The following is a 17,132-nucleotide window of genomic DNA, read 5'->3' on the forward strand; positions in this document are numbered from 1 at the left end:
GGGATCAGCGGACGATTGCGCCTCGCCCCATGGCGCCGACTGCTTCTTCGATACGAAGGGCGAGGCGGGCGTGGAACGCCGCAGCGCCGATGATGTGAAGATGCGTGGTTCCCGCGACGATCTCGGCGGCGCCTGCCTGTCGGGACAGCGATCGCCAGTCGATGAGGTTCAATCCGCGATTGAGCGAATCCTCGGCCGCCCACGAGTGGATTGGACAATCGAAAGGCCGCATCTGGTATCGACGGAAAATCAGCGCATTATCTATGAGGATCCAGAAGGTGTGCTCGCGGCTGCCAACCTCCGGACCGTCGGTCGGCAGGTCCTCTTCGCTGTTCCCGACGTAGCGGAGGAACTGTTCGAAGGCCTGCCGGTCCATGGCCTGCAACAAGCGATCCCAATCGGCGCGCATTTGCGTTCGTTCGAGCCACGCCATGATGCGCCGGTAGAGTTCGTCGCGCTCGCCAGGATTGAACGCAGGCTCGGCGCCGACCGCGAAGTCCGTATCCATGTCGCAGACGTCGACCATGCCGATGAGGCGCACATCGACGTCGTTCTTGAGCATTTTAGCGGCCTCGAATGCAAGCAGTCCGCCCCACGACCAGCCAAGGAAAAGGCAGGGCTGGCCCTTGCTTTCCTCCCGGACGCGATCGGCGTAGCGCGCCGTGATTTCCTCAACCGACGCGTCGACCTTCTTCTCTTCCGAAAGCGAATAGCAAAGAAAGCCGGTGGCGGGCTGGTTCGGGCCAAGATAATCGACGAGTTTGATATATTCGCGCGTGCTGACAAGCAGGCCGGGGAAGCAGTAGAGCGGCGGGTTTTCGCCGCGCGCGCGCAGACGCACGACTTGCGCGCCGGACGGCTTCTCGCGCCGCCTTCCGGCAAGCGGCGCCAGTGAGCGAATGTCCTGATGGTTGAAGAGATCGACGATGTCGATGCCGCTTTGCGGATCGAGCGCTTTGATGCGGCTCAACATCCTCAATGCGGCGAGGGAGTTGCCGCCTATCTCGAAGAAGTTTTGCGTTACGCCGACACGCGCCAAACCCAGAACGTCCCGCCAGATCGCCGCCAGCTTCTCTTCCCATGGCGTCGTTGGCGGCTCGAGGTCCAACATCTGTGATAAGGGCGATGGCAGCGCGTCCCGATCGAGTTTTGAGTTGGCGTTGAGCGGCAGCCTGTCCAGAATGAGAATGACGCTTGGCAGCATGTAGTCCGGCAAGCGGCGCGCGAGCGCGCGGCGCAGCGCCTTGCCGTCAAGAACGACGCCCTCCATCGGCACGGCATAGGCGGCCAATATCGGAGCCTGACCGGCCTCGGCGCGCATCACGACCGCGCAAGCGCTGACGCCAGGCTCATTGCCAAGCGCCGTCTCGATCTCGCCAAGTTCGATCCGGAAGCCGCGCAGTTTGACCTGATGGTCGACGCGGCCCATGAACTCCACCGCGCCGTCGTCGCGCCAGCGCGCAAGATCTCCGGAGCGGTAAAGCCGGCCGCCGGCCGCGAAGGGATCGCGGATGAAGCGGTCGTCGGTCAGCGCGGGATTGCCGAGATAGCCGCGCGCGATTCCGTCGCCGCCAATGTATAATTCGCCCGTCACGCCCGCCGGCGCCGGATTGCCGTCCGCGTCGAGAATATAGATCCTACGCCGGCCCACCGCCCGGCCGATGGGCGCGTAGGTTCCTTCAAACCGGGCTCCAGGCCGCACCTTCCAGACCATGGGCGTCATGACCGTTTCGGTCGGGCCATAGCCGTTGATGAGCCATTCCGCGCGCAGAGCCTCGGACAGGAGTTCGAAGGTTTTTTGCGGAAGGCCCTCGCCGCCGAACGAATAGAGCCGCATCGGCGGGGCGTCTCCGGTCGTCTCGGCCCACTCCGCAAGCTGCTGGAGGTAGGTGGTGGGGAAGCTCGCATTGTTGACGCCGTAGCGCCGCATCGCGGCGAAGGTCTCTTCCGGCGTCCACAGACGGTCGGGCAGAACCACGCTGCCGCCGACCATGAGCGGGACAATCCAGCGCTCGTGGCCGCCGTCGGAGCTGAACGGGAGAAAGGCCAGTTCGCAGGATTGCGCGCTCATCTCGTAGACGCGCGCCGTGCATTGGCAATGTCGGGTCAAGGCGCCATGCTCAACGGCGACGCCTTTGGGCAGGCCCGTCGAGCCCGACGTGTAAATCACATAGGCGAGTTGACCTGGCGTGTGGCGGGCTTGAGGCGGCGCGGCCGGCTCGCTTTCGAGATCGATGCGATCGATCTCGACCACCGCCGCCCCGATCTCGGAGGGCAGGGCGCCGCGCAGCCGGCTGTCCGTGACGATGATCGCAACGCCGGCGTCCTTTAGAATATGATGATTGCGGGAGGCCGGATGATCCGGCTCGATCGGAACGAAGGCCGCGCCGGATTTGAGCGTGGCGAGAATTGACGCGACCGCCTCGGGCGACCGTCGCAGGGCGATGGCGACGCGGACCTCGGGCCCCGCCCCAAGCTGCATCAGCCGGCTGGCGATGCGATTTGCGGCGCTGTCCAGCCGTCCATGCGTCCAGCATTGATCTGCCTGAAATATCGCAGGGGCGTCGGGCCTTTGCTGCGCCTGCGCGGCGATCAACGCGTGGATTGGGCGCGCGTCGTCAGCCTCGATGTCCTCCAAAGGCGCCGAAAGCCGGTTGAGCTCGGCGTCGTCAAGCAGCGCGATTGCGCGAAATTCGATATCTGGATCGGCCGCCGCAGCGGCGACGACCCTGGCAAAATGCCGGGAAGCCTGCTCGATTAGCCAGGGCTCAAAAAGGAGCGCCGAGAAATAGATGCGTCCCTCGATCGATCCTTGCGCGGTCTCCACGGTCGTGAAGACGAGATTCGCGTCGCAGCGCGACTGCGTCATCCTTTCGATATCAATCCGCAAGTCTTCGACCTCGCGCGAAAGACCGGCGGCGCCGGAACGATGCTCGAAGATCGCTTCCAGAAAATTCTTTCCAACCTCGCCGTCGCGTTCGGAAAACTCCTGAGCCAGTCGTTCAAACGGAACCGTATTGGAAAGAGCGTCCTCGAGCTGCCGCGCCAAATGCTTCGCCGCTTGTGAAAAGCTCATATTCGCCGTGATGCTCGCCGTCAGGGGAACGACGTTCTCGAAGTGGCCGACGAGATTCGCCCACTCCTCGTCCGCACGGTTTTCGACGACGACGCCAAGCGTCACGCCGGCGCCGCCGCCGTAACGGCAGATCAACCCATTGAACGCCGCCAACAGGAGAACGCCCATTGGGCAGGCCTCGTTCTCAAGCCGCCGCAGCCTCGCGCAAAGCTCTGCGTCAAGCGTGAAGCTGACAGACCCTGGCGCCATTGTTGACGCGCGCGCGCCGCCCGGACGCACCGGCAGCAGCGATCCGCCGCCTTCCGTCGCGAGTCGTTCGCGCCAATAGGCCAGCCGCTGGCGGACGACTTCTGAACGAAGCCAAGTCTGCTCGCCGCGGGCGAAGCTTGCAAAATCGCCACAGGGCGCCGGCGCCGGGAGGCTGATGCCGGCGAGCGCCTCATAAATATCCACGAAGTCGCGCGCGAGAACCAACAGCGAGGCGCCGTCGCAAACGATCGCATGAATGGTTATGGCGAAGAGATGTTCGCCGGGCTTGAGGCGGATCAGCCGAAGATGAACGGGCAGGCTTTCGTTGAGATCGAACGACAGATCTTCGTCGAGAAGACGCGCGCTGTCGCGCTCGCCTTGCTGCGGGCTGTCCGCCGCGTCGCGATCATCAAAGTTCAATTCGGGCGTCGCCAGGGAATCGACGATCTGGTCGATCCGTCCCCCAGCGGAGCGTATAAAGCGCGTCCTCAAGGCGCCGTGGCGCTCGACCAATAAGCGGCAAGCGCGCCGAAAGCGGTCAAGGTCAAGCGTCCCGCGCAAGCGCAGCGCAAGTGTGTAGGGACCAACGACGGAATCATTGCCGATCTGGTCCAGCGACCAGATCCGCCTTTGCGCGAGCGTCAGCGGCGCGCCGTCGCAATACGCATGCGGGTTGTCATCGGCGACCAGGCGAATTGAGGCTGCAGCATTCACGAGATTCGTTCCCGAATTTTCGACAAGGGTCAAGGCATTGGGCGACGCCCGCGAAGGCGCGTGTTTTTTGGCGTCGCGATAAGCTTTGCAGATAGGACGGCCAGGCGTCGGCGAAATTTAGTGATGCGATTGAAAAATTTTCACTGTCATCATTTTTGCGCCGCAGGACTAAACAATCATGATCGAGGTTCGTCTAAACGTCAGGCGTTCCGTGCAAAGGACCTCGATGATCGAGCGCAATCCGCTGCCGCCAACGGAGACATTGAATGACAAGGCCGCAGCAAGCGTCGCACCTTCATGACTACAGCGCGTTCAATACCGATCGTGCGTCTCGTCTTGAAATTTCCGTGGCGGCCGATGCATTGTTCGTAGCGGGCGACGACGGCTCACGTTTCGCGCTCCAGGTTAAGGAAAATCCCCCGGCTTTGATTTATCCCGTCGACGCTCGGCCAATGAGCCTCGACGTCGTCCTCGCCGCGATCGAGGCTCTGCTCGCCAACAGGCCCGATATTGGCGGTTTGACGCTCCGGTTTGCCGGCGCCGACGCGCTGATCGCCGAGCTTCTCGCCGCAGGGGTCGCGATAAAGGAGGGCGATGCCGTCGTCGTCGCGCCGCCGATGTTCTGGCAATTGCGAGCCCCCTGGCTGGCTGGCGCTGCGGCCGCGCCTTTACCGCAGCTTCACACGATGACGAACGGGAAGCGGCATCCCATCCGCCCGCCCAAGCGCGAGGGCGTCCTCTACGCCCGGTACATTCCTTGGCTGCAACAGGTGTTGTCTTTTCGTCTGGCGCGGCCGGGAACGGATCTTTGCGCCTTCAATCGCTGGATGAATGAAGCGGAAGTTGCGAGGATCTGGGAGGAAACCGGCGATGTCGACCATCACCGCGCCTATCTTCTCGCGCGGCTGGCTGATCCGCACACATTGCCCGTCATCGGTTTTTTCGATGATGCGCCATTTGGCTATTTCGAGATCTACTGGGCGAAAGAGAATCGGCTGGGACCCTATTATGACGCCGATGATTACGACCGCGGCTGGCACGTGGCGATCGGCGAGCCCGCGTTCAGGGGCAAGGCCTGGATCACGGCATGGTTGCCGTCCCTGATGCATTTTATGTTTCTCGATGATCCGCGGACGCAGCGCATCCTTGGCGAGCCTGCCGCGGCGCATGCGCAACAGATCCGCAATCTCGAGCGGTCAGGATTTGCCAAGGTCAAACATTTCAATTTTCCGCACAAACACGCGCTGCTGGTCATGCTGTTGCGCGAGCGTTTCTTCAATGATCGGCTGTGGATGCCGAACGAGGCGCCTGCGCCTTTCAAAGCACGCAGGGACAAGGCCGAACGCGACGCGGGCCGAGGCGAGGCCGTAGCGGACGCCTCATTCGCGGTCGAGCCCGTCCAATGAATGACTCGCTCCCGGTCGATACGTCGCTTGCGCCGGTAGAAGCCTCCGCATCCGAGCTGTTCATGCCAAAGCCGGTCGATCTCGGCGATCCGCGGTTGCGCTCGCTGATCATGAGACTTGCCTTGCCGTCGGTGTTCGGGCTGTCGATCAACGCCTTGCATCAAGTCGTCAACGCGGCCTTTGTCGGCGCTCTCGGCGCCGAGGCGATCGCTGCGGTCACGCTCGCCTTGCCGATTTTCATCTTCATTTCCGCCGTCGGGCATGGTCTTGGCGTCGGAGCCGCCGCCTCGATCGGACGCTTGCTCGGCGCCCATGAGCCCGAGGAAGCCAATGCGACCGCGACAGTCGCGCTGGCGCTTGCCGCCCCATTTGGGCTCATCTGCTCCGCCGCGCTCCTCCTGTGGCTTACGCCTGTTCTCGAGTTTCTCGGCGCGACGCCGACGAGCGCGCCTCTCGCGCGCGCCTATATCGGCGTTTTGGCGTTTGGCGCGCCGTTCATGCTGTTGCAGATTCTTTGCGACTTCATCGCCATAGCGGAAGGCAACACCCGCTTCAGCATGTGGACGCTGGTCGGCGCCTTCACGCTCAACATAATCCTCGATCCGATCCTGATCTTTGGCTTTCATCTTGGCGTCGCTGGAGCCGCCGCGGCGACGATCGCCTCCGAGATCGCGGCGCTCGCCGCATTTGCGTTCTATTTCGCTAATCGCGTCGGGCAGCTTCAAATTAGCGCAAAGTGGTTGCGTCCGCGATTTGCAATCTTGCGCCCGATTTTCAGCGTCGGCGCGCCAACATCCCTCAGCACGGCGCTCGCGGCGATTTCGTTCGTTCTGATCTATCGGGCCGCGGCGAACCACGGCGGCGACGCCGCGATCGCCGGCGCGGGCATAGCGCTGCGCCTTCTGACTTTCGGAGAACTTCCGCTGGTCGGTTTCTGCCTGGGGGCTCAGGCGGTGCTGAGCTATGCCTTTGGCGCCGGGCAGCCTGCGCGCGTCGTCGCGGCGGCGCGCTTCATGCTTATGGTGATGACGGCGTTCGCAGCCGCCTATTCGCTTGTCATATTGGCCTTTCCGCACGCGGTCGTCAGCCTCTTTACCGATGACGCGCCGACCCGCGCCGTCGCTGTGCAGGCGGTGGTCGCCTTCCACGCCGTTTTCGCCCTGAGCGGACTGCAGCTCGTGACTTTGGTGCTGCTGCAATCGCTCGACGAAGGACGACTCGCCGGGGCGGTGGGACTCGCCCCGCAAGGCTATCTCCTGATCCCGCTCCTCATCGTCCTTCCTCAGACGTTTGGCATGACTGGAGTCATTTTAAGCCAGCCGATCGCCATGGCGCTCACGGCGCTTTTGTCCGCCGTCCTGCTATGGCGGCGGATAGGGTCGCTGCGGCGCGAGGCGACAGAGGATAGGGGCGGCGTTGACGAGACCTCCGCTCAGAGCGGATCTTCTCTTATGGCGGAGGCAAGATGAACCGCGTTTTCCTTTCGCCCTCGGGCTCAGCGCCCGCGAGGGAGGCCGCTGGGCGGGCGAACGCCTATCCGGTTGACGCCGCATCGGCGCCGATATTCCAAACATCATCCTTCTTCTTCGACAATTTCGACGAAATGGCGGATGTCTATGCGGGCCGGACGCGCCGGCTCATTTATTCGCGCGGCGACAATCCCACGGTCATGGAGTTCGAGCGCGTGATGGCCGAGCTCGAGGGAGCTGAGGCAGCCCGCGCTTTCTCAAGCGGCATGGGCGCAATTGCCGCGACGATCATCGCCTTCGTTTCCGCCGGGGACCGTATCGTCACGGTTCGAAACGTCTACAGCGACGCCTATCGCCTGTTTGAACTCGTGCTCGCAAAATTTGGCGTCACGGTTGACTATTTGGACGGCGCCGACGTCGGCGCAATTGCTGAGGCTCTGCCGGGAGCCAGGCTGCTCTACCTTGAAACGCCAACTTCCATGACCTTCGAGCTGCAGGATATAGCGACGCTCGCTGCTCTTGCGCGCGCGCAAGGCGCCGTCAGCGTCATCGACAATTCCTGGGCGACGCCGCTGTTTCAAAAGCCGATCGCCCATGGCGTCGATCTCGTCATCCATGCCGCCTCGAAATATCTTGGCGGCCACAGCGACACCGTCGCTGGCGTCGTGTCTGGTTCCGCCGAACATATCGCCCGCATCAACGCCGGGGCCTACGCATATCTCGGAGCCAAGCTGTCCCCGTTTGAGGCCTGGCTCCTGTTGCGGGGGCTCACCACGCTGGAGTTGCGTCTGCCTCGCCATATGCAAAGCGGCCTTTCGATCGCAGAAAGGTTGAAGAGCCATGCCGATGTTTCACTTGTGCGCCACCCGGTCTATTCCGATCAGGTCGGTAAGGCGACGCTATCCGGATTTTCCGGACTCTTTTCAATCGAGGTCGACGAAAATATCGACGTGCGGACCTTTGCCAACGCGCTTAAATTATTTCGGCTCGGTGTGAGCTGGGGCGGTCCCGAAAGCCTCGTCGTCCCGGCCGTCGCCCCGCTGCAGCTCCGAACGGCCAATTGCTTCGCGCGATTTGGCGTAAGTCCGCGCCTGATCCGACTTCATGTCGGCCTTGAGGATCCGCAGGCGCTTTGGGACGATCTCGAACGGGCGTTGGCGCTGGCGCGCCGTTGAAGCCGCCTAATTCGCAAGGGCGCTCGGCTTGTGGCGCTTTCTCCTGGCTGTCTGCTTGCGCTTCGGGGGGTACGCCTCCGAGCCGTCGAGGACGGGCTCCCACGACTCCTGCAGCCGCGCGAGGCAATGGCGGTGGGCTGACTGAACCATGAAATTGACCAGCGTCGGCGATACGCCAAGATCGGCCGCGACCGTTCTTTGCGCGCAGCCTTCGATCCGCACCCGATAGAATACGTCGCGCGTTCGGTCCGGCAATTCCTCAAGAGCGGCGAACACGCGCCTTAACGCGTCGCGCGCCTCGATTTCCGACAATGCATCGGATGCAAGTTGCGCGATCGAGTCAACGTCGGCGTCTGGCGCAGCGCAATTCGTTTCGCGCTGGCGTCTGCGCGCATGGTCGATCGCGAGATTGCGGACCATGCATTTCACGAAGCGCGCCGGGCATCCGACCGCGCAGCCTTCCATGCGGCTTGCCTTCACGGCGACGTCCTGGACGACGTCCTCAGCGAGATTGGGACAACGCAAGATGCGTTTGGCGACGGTGACAAGCTGGCGCCGTTCACTGATCATGACGCGCAGGAGGGCATCCCGCGTTTCAGCGTGCGTGGAAAGAGACATGACGTTGGGCGTCCTTCGGGTCCGCGTGTTTGATTAGGGCGATCGTTCGCGGACCGCGCGAACGTATGATCTGTCATGCAATGTCGTTCACCAGCGGTAGCGAAGCGACGCGACGATGGTGCGATCCTGGCCCCAATAGCCATAGCCCGCTTGGGAGACCTGATACTTGGTGTTGAACAGATTGGTGGCGTTGATCTGAAGCCTCACGCCGGCGAGGCTTCGATCGAGGTTTGCGAAATCATAGTGCAGCGCTGCGTCAAACAGCGTCGCCTGGGGATTTATAGTAGTATTTTGATCGTTACCGTAGCTCTGGCCGATGAAGCGCATGCCAAATCCGCCGCCAAGGCCTGGCGCGAATGTATCCGGTTGCAGCGTGTAGTCGCCCCAAACGGAAAAGCTCTGGGCCGGAATTCCGGAGGGCGATTTTCCGATGGTGTCGGCGTCGCCATCGAGGATCTTCTGATCGAGATAGGTGTAAGCGAGCGTGACGTTCAAAGCCGGCAAGGGGTTGAGCACGCCTTCGAGTTCGAAACCGCGCGAGCGTATTTCCCCGGTCTGGATCTGAAATGCCTGATTGTTCGGATCCGTGCTGAGGCTGTTGAACTGGTGAATATCGAACAGCGAGGCTGTGATCAGCCCGTTGATGCCGGGAGGCTGATATTTAACGCCGACCTCCTTCTGATCGCCCGTTATGGGTTTGAACGCGGCGCCGTTCTCCCCGCTTCCGAGCGTCGGCGTAAAGGACGTCGCATAGCTGACGTAAGGCGCCAGTCCGACCGGCGAGAGATAGGTCAGCCCGACGCGTCCCGTGGCGGCCTCGTCGTTCTGAACGGTGCTCGACGTGTTTGCGAGGTCATCCGTTCTCGTGCGCACCCAATCATTGCGTCCGCTGACGGTCAGGACCAAAGGACCGAATTTGATCTGGTCCTGCAGATAGACGGCCATATCCTGCTGCGACTGATAGCTGTTGTAGGAGAACAAAGGGGACGGGATAAATTGCCCGCCGTAATTGGGCGCGCTCGTGGCGAGGTTAAGGTCGGGCGCCGAGCCGAAGCCGATTTTGTCGCTGAAAGCCGAGTTGGTGTATTCGAACCCCAGAAGAACGAAATGGTTGAGCGGACCCGTATTGAATTTGATAAGGGCCTGATTGTCGACGCCGAAGGTGTTGAGGTGATCGATGACGCGCCCGGTCGAGCGAGTTGCGTTGTAGGTATCAGGGTCGATGGAATCGATCTGCGTGTATCGAACGTCCGCAAACACGTAGGAATAGCGGGCGTTCTGGCGAAACGTCACGGCGTCGTTGAATGCATGCTCAAAGGCATAGCCAATTCGAAATTGCGTCTGGTTGAAGTCTTGAAAGGCCGGATCGCCGCTGTAGATGTTCGTCAGCTGTCCTCCTGGCGTTTGATAGAATCCGGGGTTTCCCGTGGTCAGCTGATTCTGGAAGGCGGTCAGGATCGTCAGGGACGTCGCTGCATCTGGGCGAAAGCTGAAGGCCGGGGCGATAAAATAGCGATTGTCCGGCGCGTCGAGGAGCTGCGTGCCGCTGTTGCGCACAAGGCCCGTCAAACGATAGGAATAGACGCCATCCGCGCCGATTGGACCGCCGAGGTCGAACTGGCCTTGATAGCGCTCGAAATTGCCGATCTGAAACTCTGCCTCGCGCAAACTGGTCGACGGCGGCCGCTTGCTGGTGAGATCGATCAGGCCGCCAGGCGATCCGAGCCCGTAGAGGGCCGAGGTCGGCCCCCGGACGACGGCTATGCTTTGCAGCCCATATGGCTCGTTTCTGTAGATCGAGAAACTTCCCGCAGGTTCGCGCAATCCGTCGCGGAAGACCCCGGTGTAGGTCATGTCGAAGCCGCGAATATAGAATGAGTCAAATCGCGGATCGAAGCCAAACATGCCGGTCTCGACGCCCGCGGTATAGTTGACGGCCTCGGTGACCGTCTGAACGTTGCGATCCTGCATCTGCTGCTGGGTGACGACGGAAATTGATTGTGGAACTTCGATCAGCGGCGTGTTCGTCTTTGTGCCGGCGGCGCTGTCGGTTGCGACATAACCCTTTGCGTCGCCAGAGTTCGCATCGCCGCCGCCCGGCCCCTGAACGTCGATCGCGTCAAGCTGGACCGATTCCCCGGCGGAACGGCCGGTTGTGATGACGCCGTCCGCCGGCGGCTTTGCCGGAAAGTCGACGATAGGAAGAGGAGGCTGCGCTTGCTCGACCTCCCGAATGTCCTGGCTATGGACGCTTGTGAGAGGCGCGAACATGCCGACGACGCTCGCGATCAGGCGGTAGCGTCCACTCCTTCGTCCAGTCCGCATTGCAGAAATCCCCTTCGATCTTGAAGAGGCGGAATGATTCCAATGTATGGGCGCCCGCCTCGTCAGGACTTAAGACGAATGTCCCGCGCCGATCCGCACAAAGGCCGTGCGGATTTTTTGATGACGAAGTCGGCTGTTGCGGATTTGCTGCACCCAGCGACGGCCGCGCCGATCGCTTCAATGAAATAAGGTATTCCTAATTTGATATAGCACAAGGATTGCCTGGTCGGCAGGCAAAGCCGCGCGTCGCGGCAAGCAAAGCAACGTTTGATCCCAAGGATCCTGGCATGCATGTCGCTGCAACTTGGCCAGAGGGCGCAAGTCGAGATTCAATTGACTCCAGCGAGCGGCAAAGCCCCTGCTAGAACAGGCTTGTGCTGTGATCCGGCTTGGCTATACTCGGCGTTTGTCGGACAGATCCGCGGCGCGTGCGCCCGGGTTTGGCTCATTTGACGGAGCGGATGGCAATGAACGTCAGTCGTCGCGGCTTTATCAAGCTCGCCGGCGCCGGGCTCGCAGCCTCAAGTCTCGGGGCGCTTGGCTTCGGTCTCGCAGGCGCCGCCCTCGCGGCCGCGGTGCGGCCGTTCAAGCTCACGGCGACGACCGAGACGCGAAACACCTGCACCTATTGCTCGGTCGCCTGCGGCATTCTCATCTATAGCCTCGGCGATCGCGCCAAGAATGCGCGCTCGGAGATCATGCATATCGAGGGCGATCCGGATCATCCGGTCAATCGCGGCACGCTCTGCCCCAAGGGATCGGCGCTGCTCGATATCGTGCATTCGCCCGGACGCCTGACTTCGCCCCAATATCGCGCCCCCGGCGCGAGCGCCTTCAAGCCGGTCTCCTGGGATTTCGCGCTCGGCCGCATCGCCACGCTGATGAAAGAGGATCGCGACGCCAATTTTGTCGCCAAGAATGCGGCGGGAACCACGGTCAACCGCTGGCTCACGACCGGAATGCTGGCGGCGTCCGCATCGTCGAGCGAGACGGCGATGCTGACATGGAAAGTCGCCCGATCGTTTGGAATGCTCGTCTTCGACAACCAGGCGCGCGTCTGACACGGACCAACGGTGGCCAGTCTGGCTCCAACATTTGGTCGCGGCGCAATGACGAACACCTGGCAGGACATCAGGAATGCCGATGTCGTGCTGGTGATGGGAGGCAATGCGGCCGAAGCGCATCCGTGCGGCTTCAAATGGGTGATCGAAGCCAAGCTTGAGAACAACGCCAAGCTGGTGGTCGTCGATCCGCGCTTTACGCGTACGGCCTCGGTCGCGGATTTCCACGCCCCGATCCGTCCCGGCACGGACATCGCCTTCCTCAACGGCGTCATTCGCTATCTGCTCGAAAAGGACGCGATCCAGCACGATTACGTGCGCGCCTATACCAGCGCCAGCCTGATCGTGAAGGATGGCTTTGGCTTCGAGGACGGGCTTTTCACCGGTTACAAGGAGGATACGCGCAGCTACGACAAATCGAGCTGGAACTATGATCTCGACGAGCAGGGCTTCGCCCGGATCGACGACACGTGGCAGGATCCGCGCTGCGTTATCAATCTGCTGCGAAAGCATGTCGACCGATATACGCCCGAGACTGTGTCGCGCATCTGCGGCACGCCGCAGGACAAATATCTGAAAGTCTGCGAAATGATCGCCGCGACGGCGGCGCCGGACAAGGCGCTGACCAGCCTGTTCGCGCTCGGCTGGACGCAGCATTCTGTTGGCGCCCAGAACATCCGGGCGATGGCGATGGTGCAGCTGTTGCTCGGCAATATCGGCGTCGCCGGCGGCGGCATGAACGCTTTGCGCGGCCATTCCAATATTCAGGGCCTGACCGACGTCGGCCTGCTGTCGAACCAGATGCCAGGCTATATGACGCTGCCGAGCGACAAGGAGCCGACCTTCGAAGAATATATGAAGACGCGGCAGTTCAAGCCGCTGCGTCCCGGCCAGACCAGCTATTGGCAGAACTACCGCAAATTCTTCGTGAGCTTCCAGAAGGCGGTCTATGGCGATGCGGCGCGCGCCGACAATGACTGGGCCTATGACTGGCTGCCGAAGCTCGACGCGCCGATGTATGACATCATTCGCGCCTTCGACATGATGGCGAACGGCAAGATCAACGGCTATATCTGCCAGGGCTTCAATCCGCTGCAGGCGTTCCCCGACAAGGGCAAGATCCGCCGGGGGCTGAGCAAGCTGAAGTTTCTCGTGACGATGGATCCGCTCGACACAGAGACGTCGCGGTTCTGGGAGAATTTCGGCCCGCAGAACCCGTCCGACCCGGCCAGCATCGCGACAGAAGTGTTCCAGCTTCCGACGACCTGCTTTGCCGAGGAGAACGGTTCGCTTGTGAATTCGGCGCGCTGGCTGCAATGGCACTGGAAGGCGGCGGACGGGCCGGGCGAAGCCAAATCCGATCTTTGGATCATGTCCGGCATCTTCCATCGCATGCGCGAAATGTACCGCAAAGACGGCGGCGCATTTGCGGATCCGATCTTGAACCTGACTTGGAACTACACCGACCCGGTCGAGCCGAATCCGGAAGAGCTTGCAAAGGAGATGAACGGCAAGGCGCTGACGGAGGTGAAGGATGCGACAGGCGCCGTCACGCTGAAGGCCGGCCAGCTGCTCGACGGCTTCGCCCAGTTGCGCGACGACGGAACGACGGCGTCCGGCTGCTGGATCTTTTCGGGATGCTATACCGAAAAGGGCAATCAGATGGCGCGCCGCGACGCGAGCGACCCGCGCGAGCAGGGCATCGCGCCGAACTGGGCCTGGTCGTGGCCGGCCAACCGGCGCATTCTCTATAATCGCGCCAGCGCCGACGTCGCCGGCAAGGCGTGGAATCCGCAAAAGCCGATCATTGAATGGAATGGCAGCCGATGGGCGGGCATCGACGTGCCCGACTACGGCCCGACGGTGAAGCCGTCGGAGGGCGTCGGGCCGTTCATCATGAACGCGGAAGGGGTCGGACGCCTGTTCGCGCGCGACCAGATGGCGGAGGGGCCGTTCCCGGAGCATTACGAGCCCTTCGAATCGCCCTCGCCGAACATCCTGCATCCGAAGGTGAGCTCGAACCCGGCGGCGCGGGTGTTCGCCGATGACAGGGCCGCGTTCGGCGAAGCCTCGGAGTTCCCCTATGTGGCGACCACCTACCGGCTGACCGAACATTTCCACTACTGGACCAAACATGCGCTGATCAACGCCATCCTGCAGCCGGAAGAATTTATCGAAATCGGCGAGGTTCTGGCGAAGGAAAAAGGCATCGAGCAGGGCGGCTGGGTGCGTCTTGCCTCGAAGCGCGGCGTCGTCGTTTGCAAGGCCTATGTGACCAAGCGCATCAAGCCGATGCTGGTCGATGGAAAACCGACGCATGTGATCGGCGTGCCGATCCATTGGGGCTTTACCGGATTGGCCCGTAAAGGCTACGGCGCCAACACGCTGACGCCCTCCGTCGGCGACGCCAATACGCAGACGCCGGAATTCAAGGCGTTCCTTGTCAGTATCGAAAGAACAACCGCCCCTGTGGCCTGAAGGAGCAGTCAATGGCCGATCTTCAGTCTCAGGATTATGTCAGGCGCTCGGCGTCGACGATGACGCCGCCGTCGGCCCGCAGCCACGAGATAGAGGTCGCCAAGCTGATCGACGTCAGCCGCTGCATCGGCTGCAAGGCCTGTCAGGCGGCCTGCATGGAATGGAACAATCTGCGCGCGGAGATCGGGCATTTCGAGGGGACCTATGACAATCCACTCGATCTTGATCCGCACACATGGACCCTGATGCGCTTCACGGAATGGGACAATGACGAGGGCAATCTCGAATGGCTGATCCGCAAGGACGGCTGCATGCATTGCGCCGATCCCGGTTGCCTCAAGGCCTGTCCGGCGCCGGGCGCCATCGTTCAATACGCCAATGGCATCGTCGACTTCATCAGCGAGGCCTGCATCGGCTGCGGCTATTGCGTCAAGGGCTGTCCGTTCAACATCCCGCGCATCAGCCAGGTCGACCATAAATCCTATAAATGCACCCTGTGCTCGGATCGTGTCGCGGTCGGGCTGGAGCCCGCCTGCGTCAAGGCGTGCCCGACGGGCGCGATCATGTTCGGCTCCAAGACTGACATGACGGCTTGGGCCGGGGAGCGGGTCGCCGAGCTGAACTCACGCGGCTTCGCCAAGGCGGGGCTTTACGATCCGCCCGGCGTCGGCGGCACGCATGTGATGTATGTCCTCCATCATGCCGACCGTCCGTCGCTCTATGCCGGCCTGCCCGACGATCCGCACATCAGCGCGCTTGTCTCCGTCTGGAAGGGTCTGTTCAAACCCCTCGCGGTGGCCGGCGTCGCTCTCGCCGCGGTCACAGGGTTCCTGCACTGGATCGTCGCCGGACCGAACGAAGTGCAGCCGCTCGATGAGGCGGAAGCGAAACATCTGATCCATGCGGACGAGCCGCAATGAGCTATCCCAAGGGAACATTCATCCGCAATACGACGGTGACGCGGATCAATCACTGGCTCACGGGCGGCTGTTTCGTGCTGCTGGTCCTGTCCGGCCTCTCGATGTTCGACCCGATGCTGTTTTTTCTGTCGGGCCTCTTCGGCGGGGGCCAGTCGGCGCGCGCGATCCATCCGTGGATCGGCTGCGTGTTTCTTGTCAGCTATCTTGGGATGATGATCCAGTTCTGGCGCGACAATCTCTGGAATCGCGATGATCTCGCCTGGATGAAGGCGATCGACAAGGTCCTCGCCAATGAGGAGGAGGGCGTTCCCGAAGTCGGCCGCTTCAACGCCGGCCAGAAATTCGTGTTCTGGGCGATGGCGCTCTTGACGCCTGTGCTTTTCTTGACCGGCCTCGTCATCTGGGAATATTATTTTTCGAGCTACACCACAATCGAGGTGCAGCGCGCGGCCGTGCTGATCCATAGCCTCGCCGCCTTCGCCGCGATTATTGTCTGGATCATTCATGTCTACGCCGCGATCTGGGTCAGGGGCTCGATGCGGGCGATGACGCAAGGCTATGTCACGCCGGGCTGGGCGTTCCGCCATCACCGCAAATGGCTGCGCAGCCTCGTTGCGACGGACTCGATCGGGCCGCGGCCTCGAACCGGCGGCGACTCGCCAGGGCCATTGGAGCGCCGATGACATCGCGCATGAAGGAGCCTAAGTGAGGCAGGGCGAGGTCGCCTCCAAAGGCGCCTGGATTGGCGACCCTCAGGGCGGCGTCAAGGCGCCGGAGCCGCTGCTGCTGCCGAGCCCCTTGACGCGGTTCGCGCGCAGCGCCGCGCGGCTGCGACATCTATCGGACGGCCATCCACTGATGGAATGGCTGCGCTTCATGGCGCAGCTTTCGGACGCCCAGCACGCCGCGGCCCTTGCCTTGGGGCCGCTCGCCCCGCCCGATCCGGCGACCGTGGAGCAGGCGGTCAGCGCCCGCATGCCGCCGCTCGCCGCCGACGGGCATCGCCGCAATCCGATGTGGCGCGACGGTCTCGCCGTCTTGCTGGGCCATCTCGACCAGCCCGCCGCGACCGAGCCGGCGCTTTCGCTCATGGCGGCTCTACGCCAATGCGACGCCGGCGCGATCGAGCGCCTCGCCGACGATTTTCTGCATGGCGAGATCGAGCCGCAGCAGCTCGGCGCGACGCTCTATGTCGCCGCCGCGCTGCAGGTCTATTTCACGCTATGCGCCGCCGCGCTCCCTGCGGCTTCGCTGCGGCTACTGCCGCAGCGCGGACTTTGTCCCTGTTGCGGCTCGACGCCCGTCGCGGGCGTCATCACCGCGTCGGGGACGACGCCGGGAACGCGCTATCTCTATTGTTCGCTGTGCTCGACCGCCTGGAACCATGTGCGCGCCATCTGCATCACCTGCGGCGAGTCGCGTTCGCTTTCCCTGAAGGGGATTGAAGGCGATTCCGGCGCGATCAAGGCCGAGGTTTGCGACGCCTGCCTCAGCTACGCGAAGATGCTCTATTCCGCGCGCGACATGGAGGTCGATCCTTATGCGGACGATCTCGCGACGCTCGGGCTTGACCTCCTTGTCACGGAAGCAGGCTTTGCGCGCCACGCGCCAAATCCGCTGCTTCTGAGCGGCTGAATTCCA

10 protein-coding genes are annotated in these 17,132 nt (G+C 62.4%); 7 read left to right on the top strand and 3 right to left on the bottom strand.

Annotated features, from left to right (window positions below; all coding sequences use genetic code 11):
• Nucleotides 1–4: 4 nt before the first annotated feature.
• Nucleotides 5–4,039: a non-ribosomal peptide synthetase gene (locus tag CR492_RS00890; protein ID WP_102842310.1), complete on the bottom strand. Its 4,035-nt coding sequence runs from the start codon at nucleotides 4,037–4,039 to the stop codon at nucleotides 5–7.
• A gap of 266 nt (nucleotides 4,040–4,305) precedes the next feature.
• Here CR492_RS00890 and CR492_RS00895 point away from each other — a divergent pair, with 266 nt between their 5' ends.
• From CR492_RS00895 to CR492_RS00905, 3 genes are read left to right on the top strand one after another with little or no spacing between them, the layout of a single operon-like run.
• Entirely contained in the window at nucleotides 4,306–5,445 is a 1,140-nt protein-coding gene (locus tag CR492_RS00895) for a GNAT family N-acetyltransferase (RefSeq protein ID WP_102841831.1), read from the top strand.
• A complete protein-coding gene (locus CR492_RS00900) occupies nucleotides 5,442–6,914 on the top strand; it encodes an MATE family efflux transporter (protein WP_102841832.1) in 1,473 nt (490 codons plus the stop codon). Before CR492_RS00895 ends, CR492_RS00900 begins: the two co-directional genes overlap by 4 nt.
• Complete coding sequence (locus CR492_RS00905; protein ID WP_102841833.1) at nucleotides 6,911–8,089, top strand: PLP-dependent transferase; 1,179 nt, start codon at nucleotides 6,911–6,913, stop codon at nucleotides 8,087–8,089. Before CR492_RS00900 ends, CR492_RS00905 begins: the two co-directional genes overlap by 4 nt.
• 6 nt (nucleotides 8,090–8,095) lie before the next feature.
• On the opposite strand, the gene CR492_RS00910 is transcribed toward CR492_RS00905, so the two are convergent.
• On the bottom strand, nucleotides 8,096–8,707 hold the full coding sequence (locus CR492_RS00910; RefSeq protein ID WP_102841834.1) for a sigma-70 family RNA polymerase sigma factor: 612 nt from the start codon (nucleotides 8,705–8,707) through the stop codon (nucleotides 8,096–8,098).
• 87 nt (nucleotides 8,708–8,794) lie between these two features.
• Nucleotides 8,795–11,032 (bottom strand): TonB-dependent siderophore receptor, encoded by a 2,238-nt coding sequence (locus CR492_RS00915; protein WP_102841835.1) that lies wholly within the window; start codon nucleotides 11,030–11,032, stop codon nucleotides 8,795–8,797.
• Between the two features lie 467 nt (nucleotides 11,033–11,499).
• On the opposite strand from CR492_RS00915, the gene fdnG reads away from it, so the two are divergent.
• From fdnG to fdhE, 4 genes are read left to right on the top strand one after another with little or no spacing between them, the layout of a single operon-like run.
• Complete coding sequence (gene fdnG / locus CR492_RS00925; protein WP_146030128.1) at nucleotides 11,500–14,571, top strand: formate dehydrogenase-N subunit alpha; 3,072 nt, start codon at nucleotides 11,500–11,502, stop codon at nucleotides 14,569–14,571.
• An 11-nt stretch (nucleotides 14,572–14,582) separates the two neighbouring features.
• Entirely contained in the window at nucleotides 14,583–15,491 is a 909-nt protein-coding gene (fdxH, locus tag CR492_RS00930; RefSeq protein WP_102841837.1) for a formate dehydrogenase subunit beta, read from the top strand.
• Complete coding sequence (locus tag CR492_RS00935) at nucleotides 15,488–16,174, top strand: formate dehydrogenase subunit gamma (protein WP_102841838.1); 687 nt, start codon at nucleotides 15,488–15,490, stop codon at nucleotides 16,172–16,174. Before fdxH ends, CR492_RS00935 begins: the two co-directional genes overlap by 4 nt.
• Nucleotides 16,175–16,196: 22 nt before the next feature.
• The gene (gene fdhE, locus CR492_RS00940) at nucleotides 16,197–17,126 is read left to right on the top strand and encodes a formate dehydrogenase accessory protein FdhE (RefSeq protein ID WP_102841839.1); all 930 of its coding nucleotides are present in this window, start codon (nucleotides 16,197–16,199) and stop codon (nucleotides 17,124–17,126) included.
• The last annotated feature ends 6 nt before the right edge of the window (nucleotides 17,127–17,132 follow it).

The organism is Methylocella silvestris, from assembly GCF_002891535.1.
Classification (GTDB): domain Bacteria; phylum Pseudomonadota; class Alphaproteobacteria; order Rhizobiales; family Beijerinckiaceae; genus Methylocapsa; species Methylocapsa silvestris_A.

Bases quoted from the DNA above. Each gene is read 5' to 3' on its own strand.
- CR492_RS00900 (WP_102841832.1), top strand. From the start codon at position 5,442: ATGAATGACTCGCTCCCGGTCGATACGTCGCTTGCGCCGGTAGAAGCC.
- CR492_RS00895 (WP_102841831.1), top strand. From the start codon at position 4,306: ATGACAAGGCCGCAGCAAGCGTCGCACCTTCATGACTACAGCGCGTTC.
- CR492_RS00910 (WP_102841834.1), bottom strand. From the start codon at position 8,707: ATGTCTCTTTCCACGCACGCTGAAACGCGGGATGCCCTCCTGCGCGTC.
- CR492_RS00935 (WP_102841838.1), top strand. From the start codon at position 15,488: ATGAGCTATCCCAAGGGAACATTCATCCGCAATACGACGGTGACGCGG.
- CR492_RS00905 (WP_102841833.1), top strand. From the start codon at position 6,911: ATGAACCGCGTTTTCCTTTCGCCCTCGGGCTCAGCGCCCGCGAGGGAG.
- CR492_RS00915 (WP_102841835.1), bottom strand. From the start codon at position 11,032: ATGCGGACTGGACGAAGGAGTGGACGCTACCGCCTGATCGCGAGCGTC.
- fdxH (WP_102841837.1), top strand. From the start codon at position 14,583: ATGGCCGATCTTCAGTCTCAGGATTATGTCAGGCGCTCGGCGTCGACG.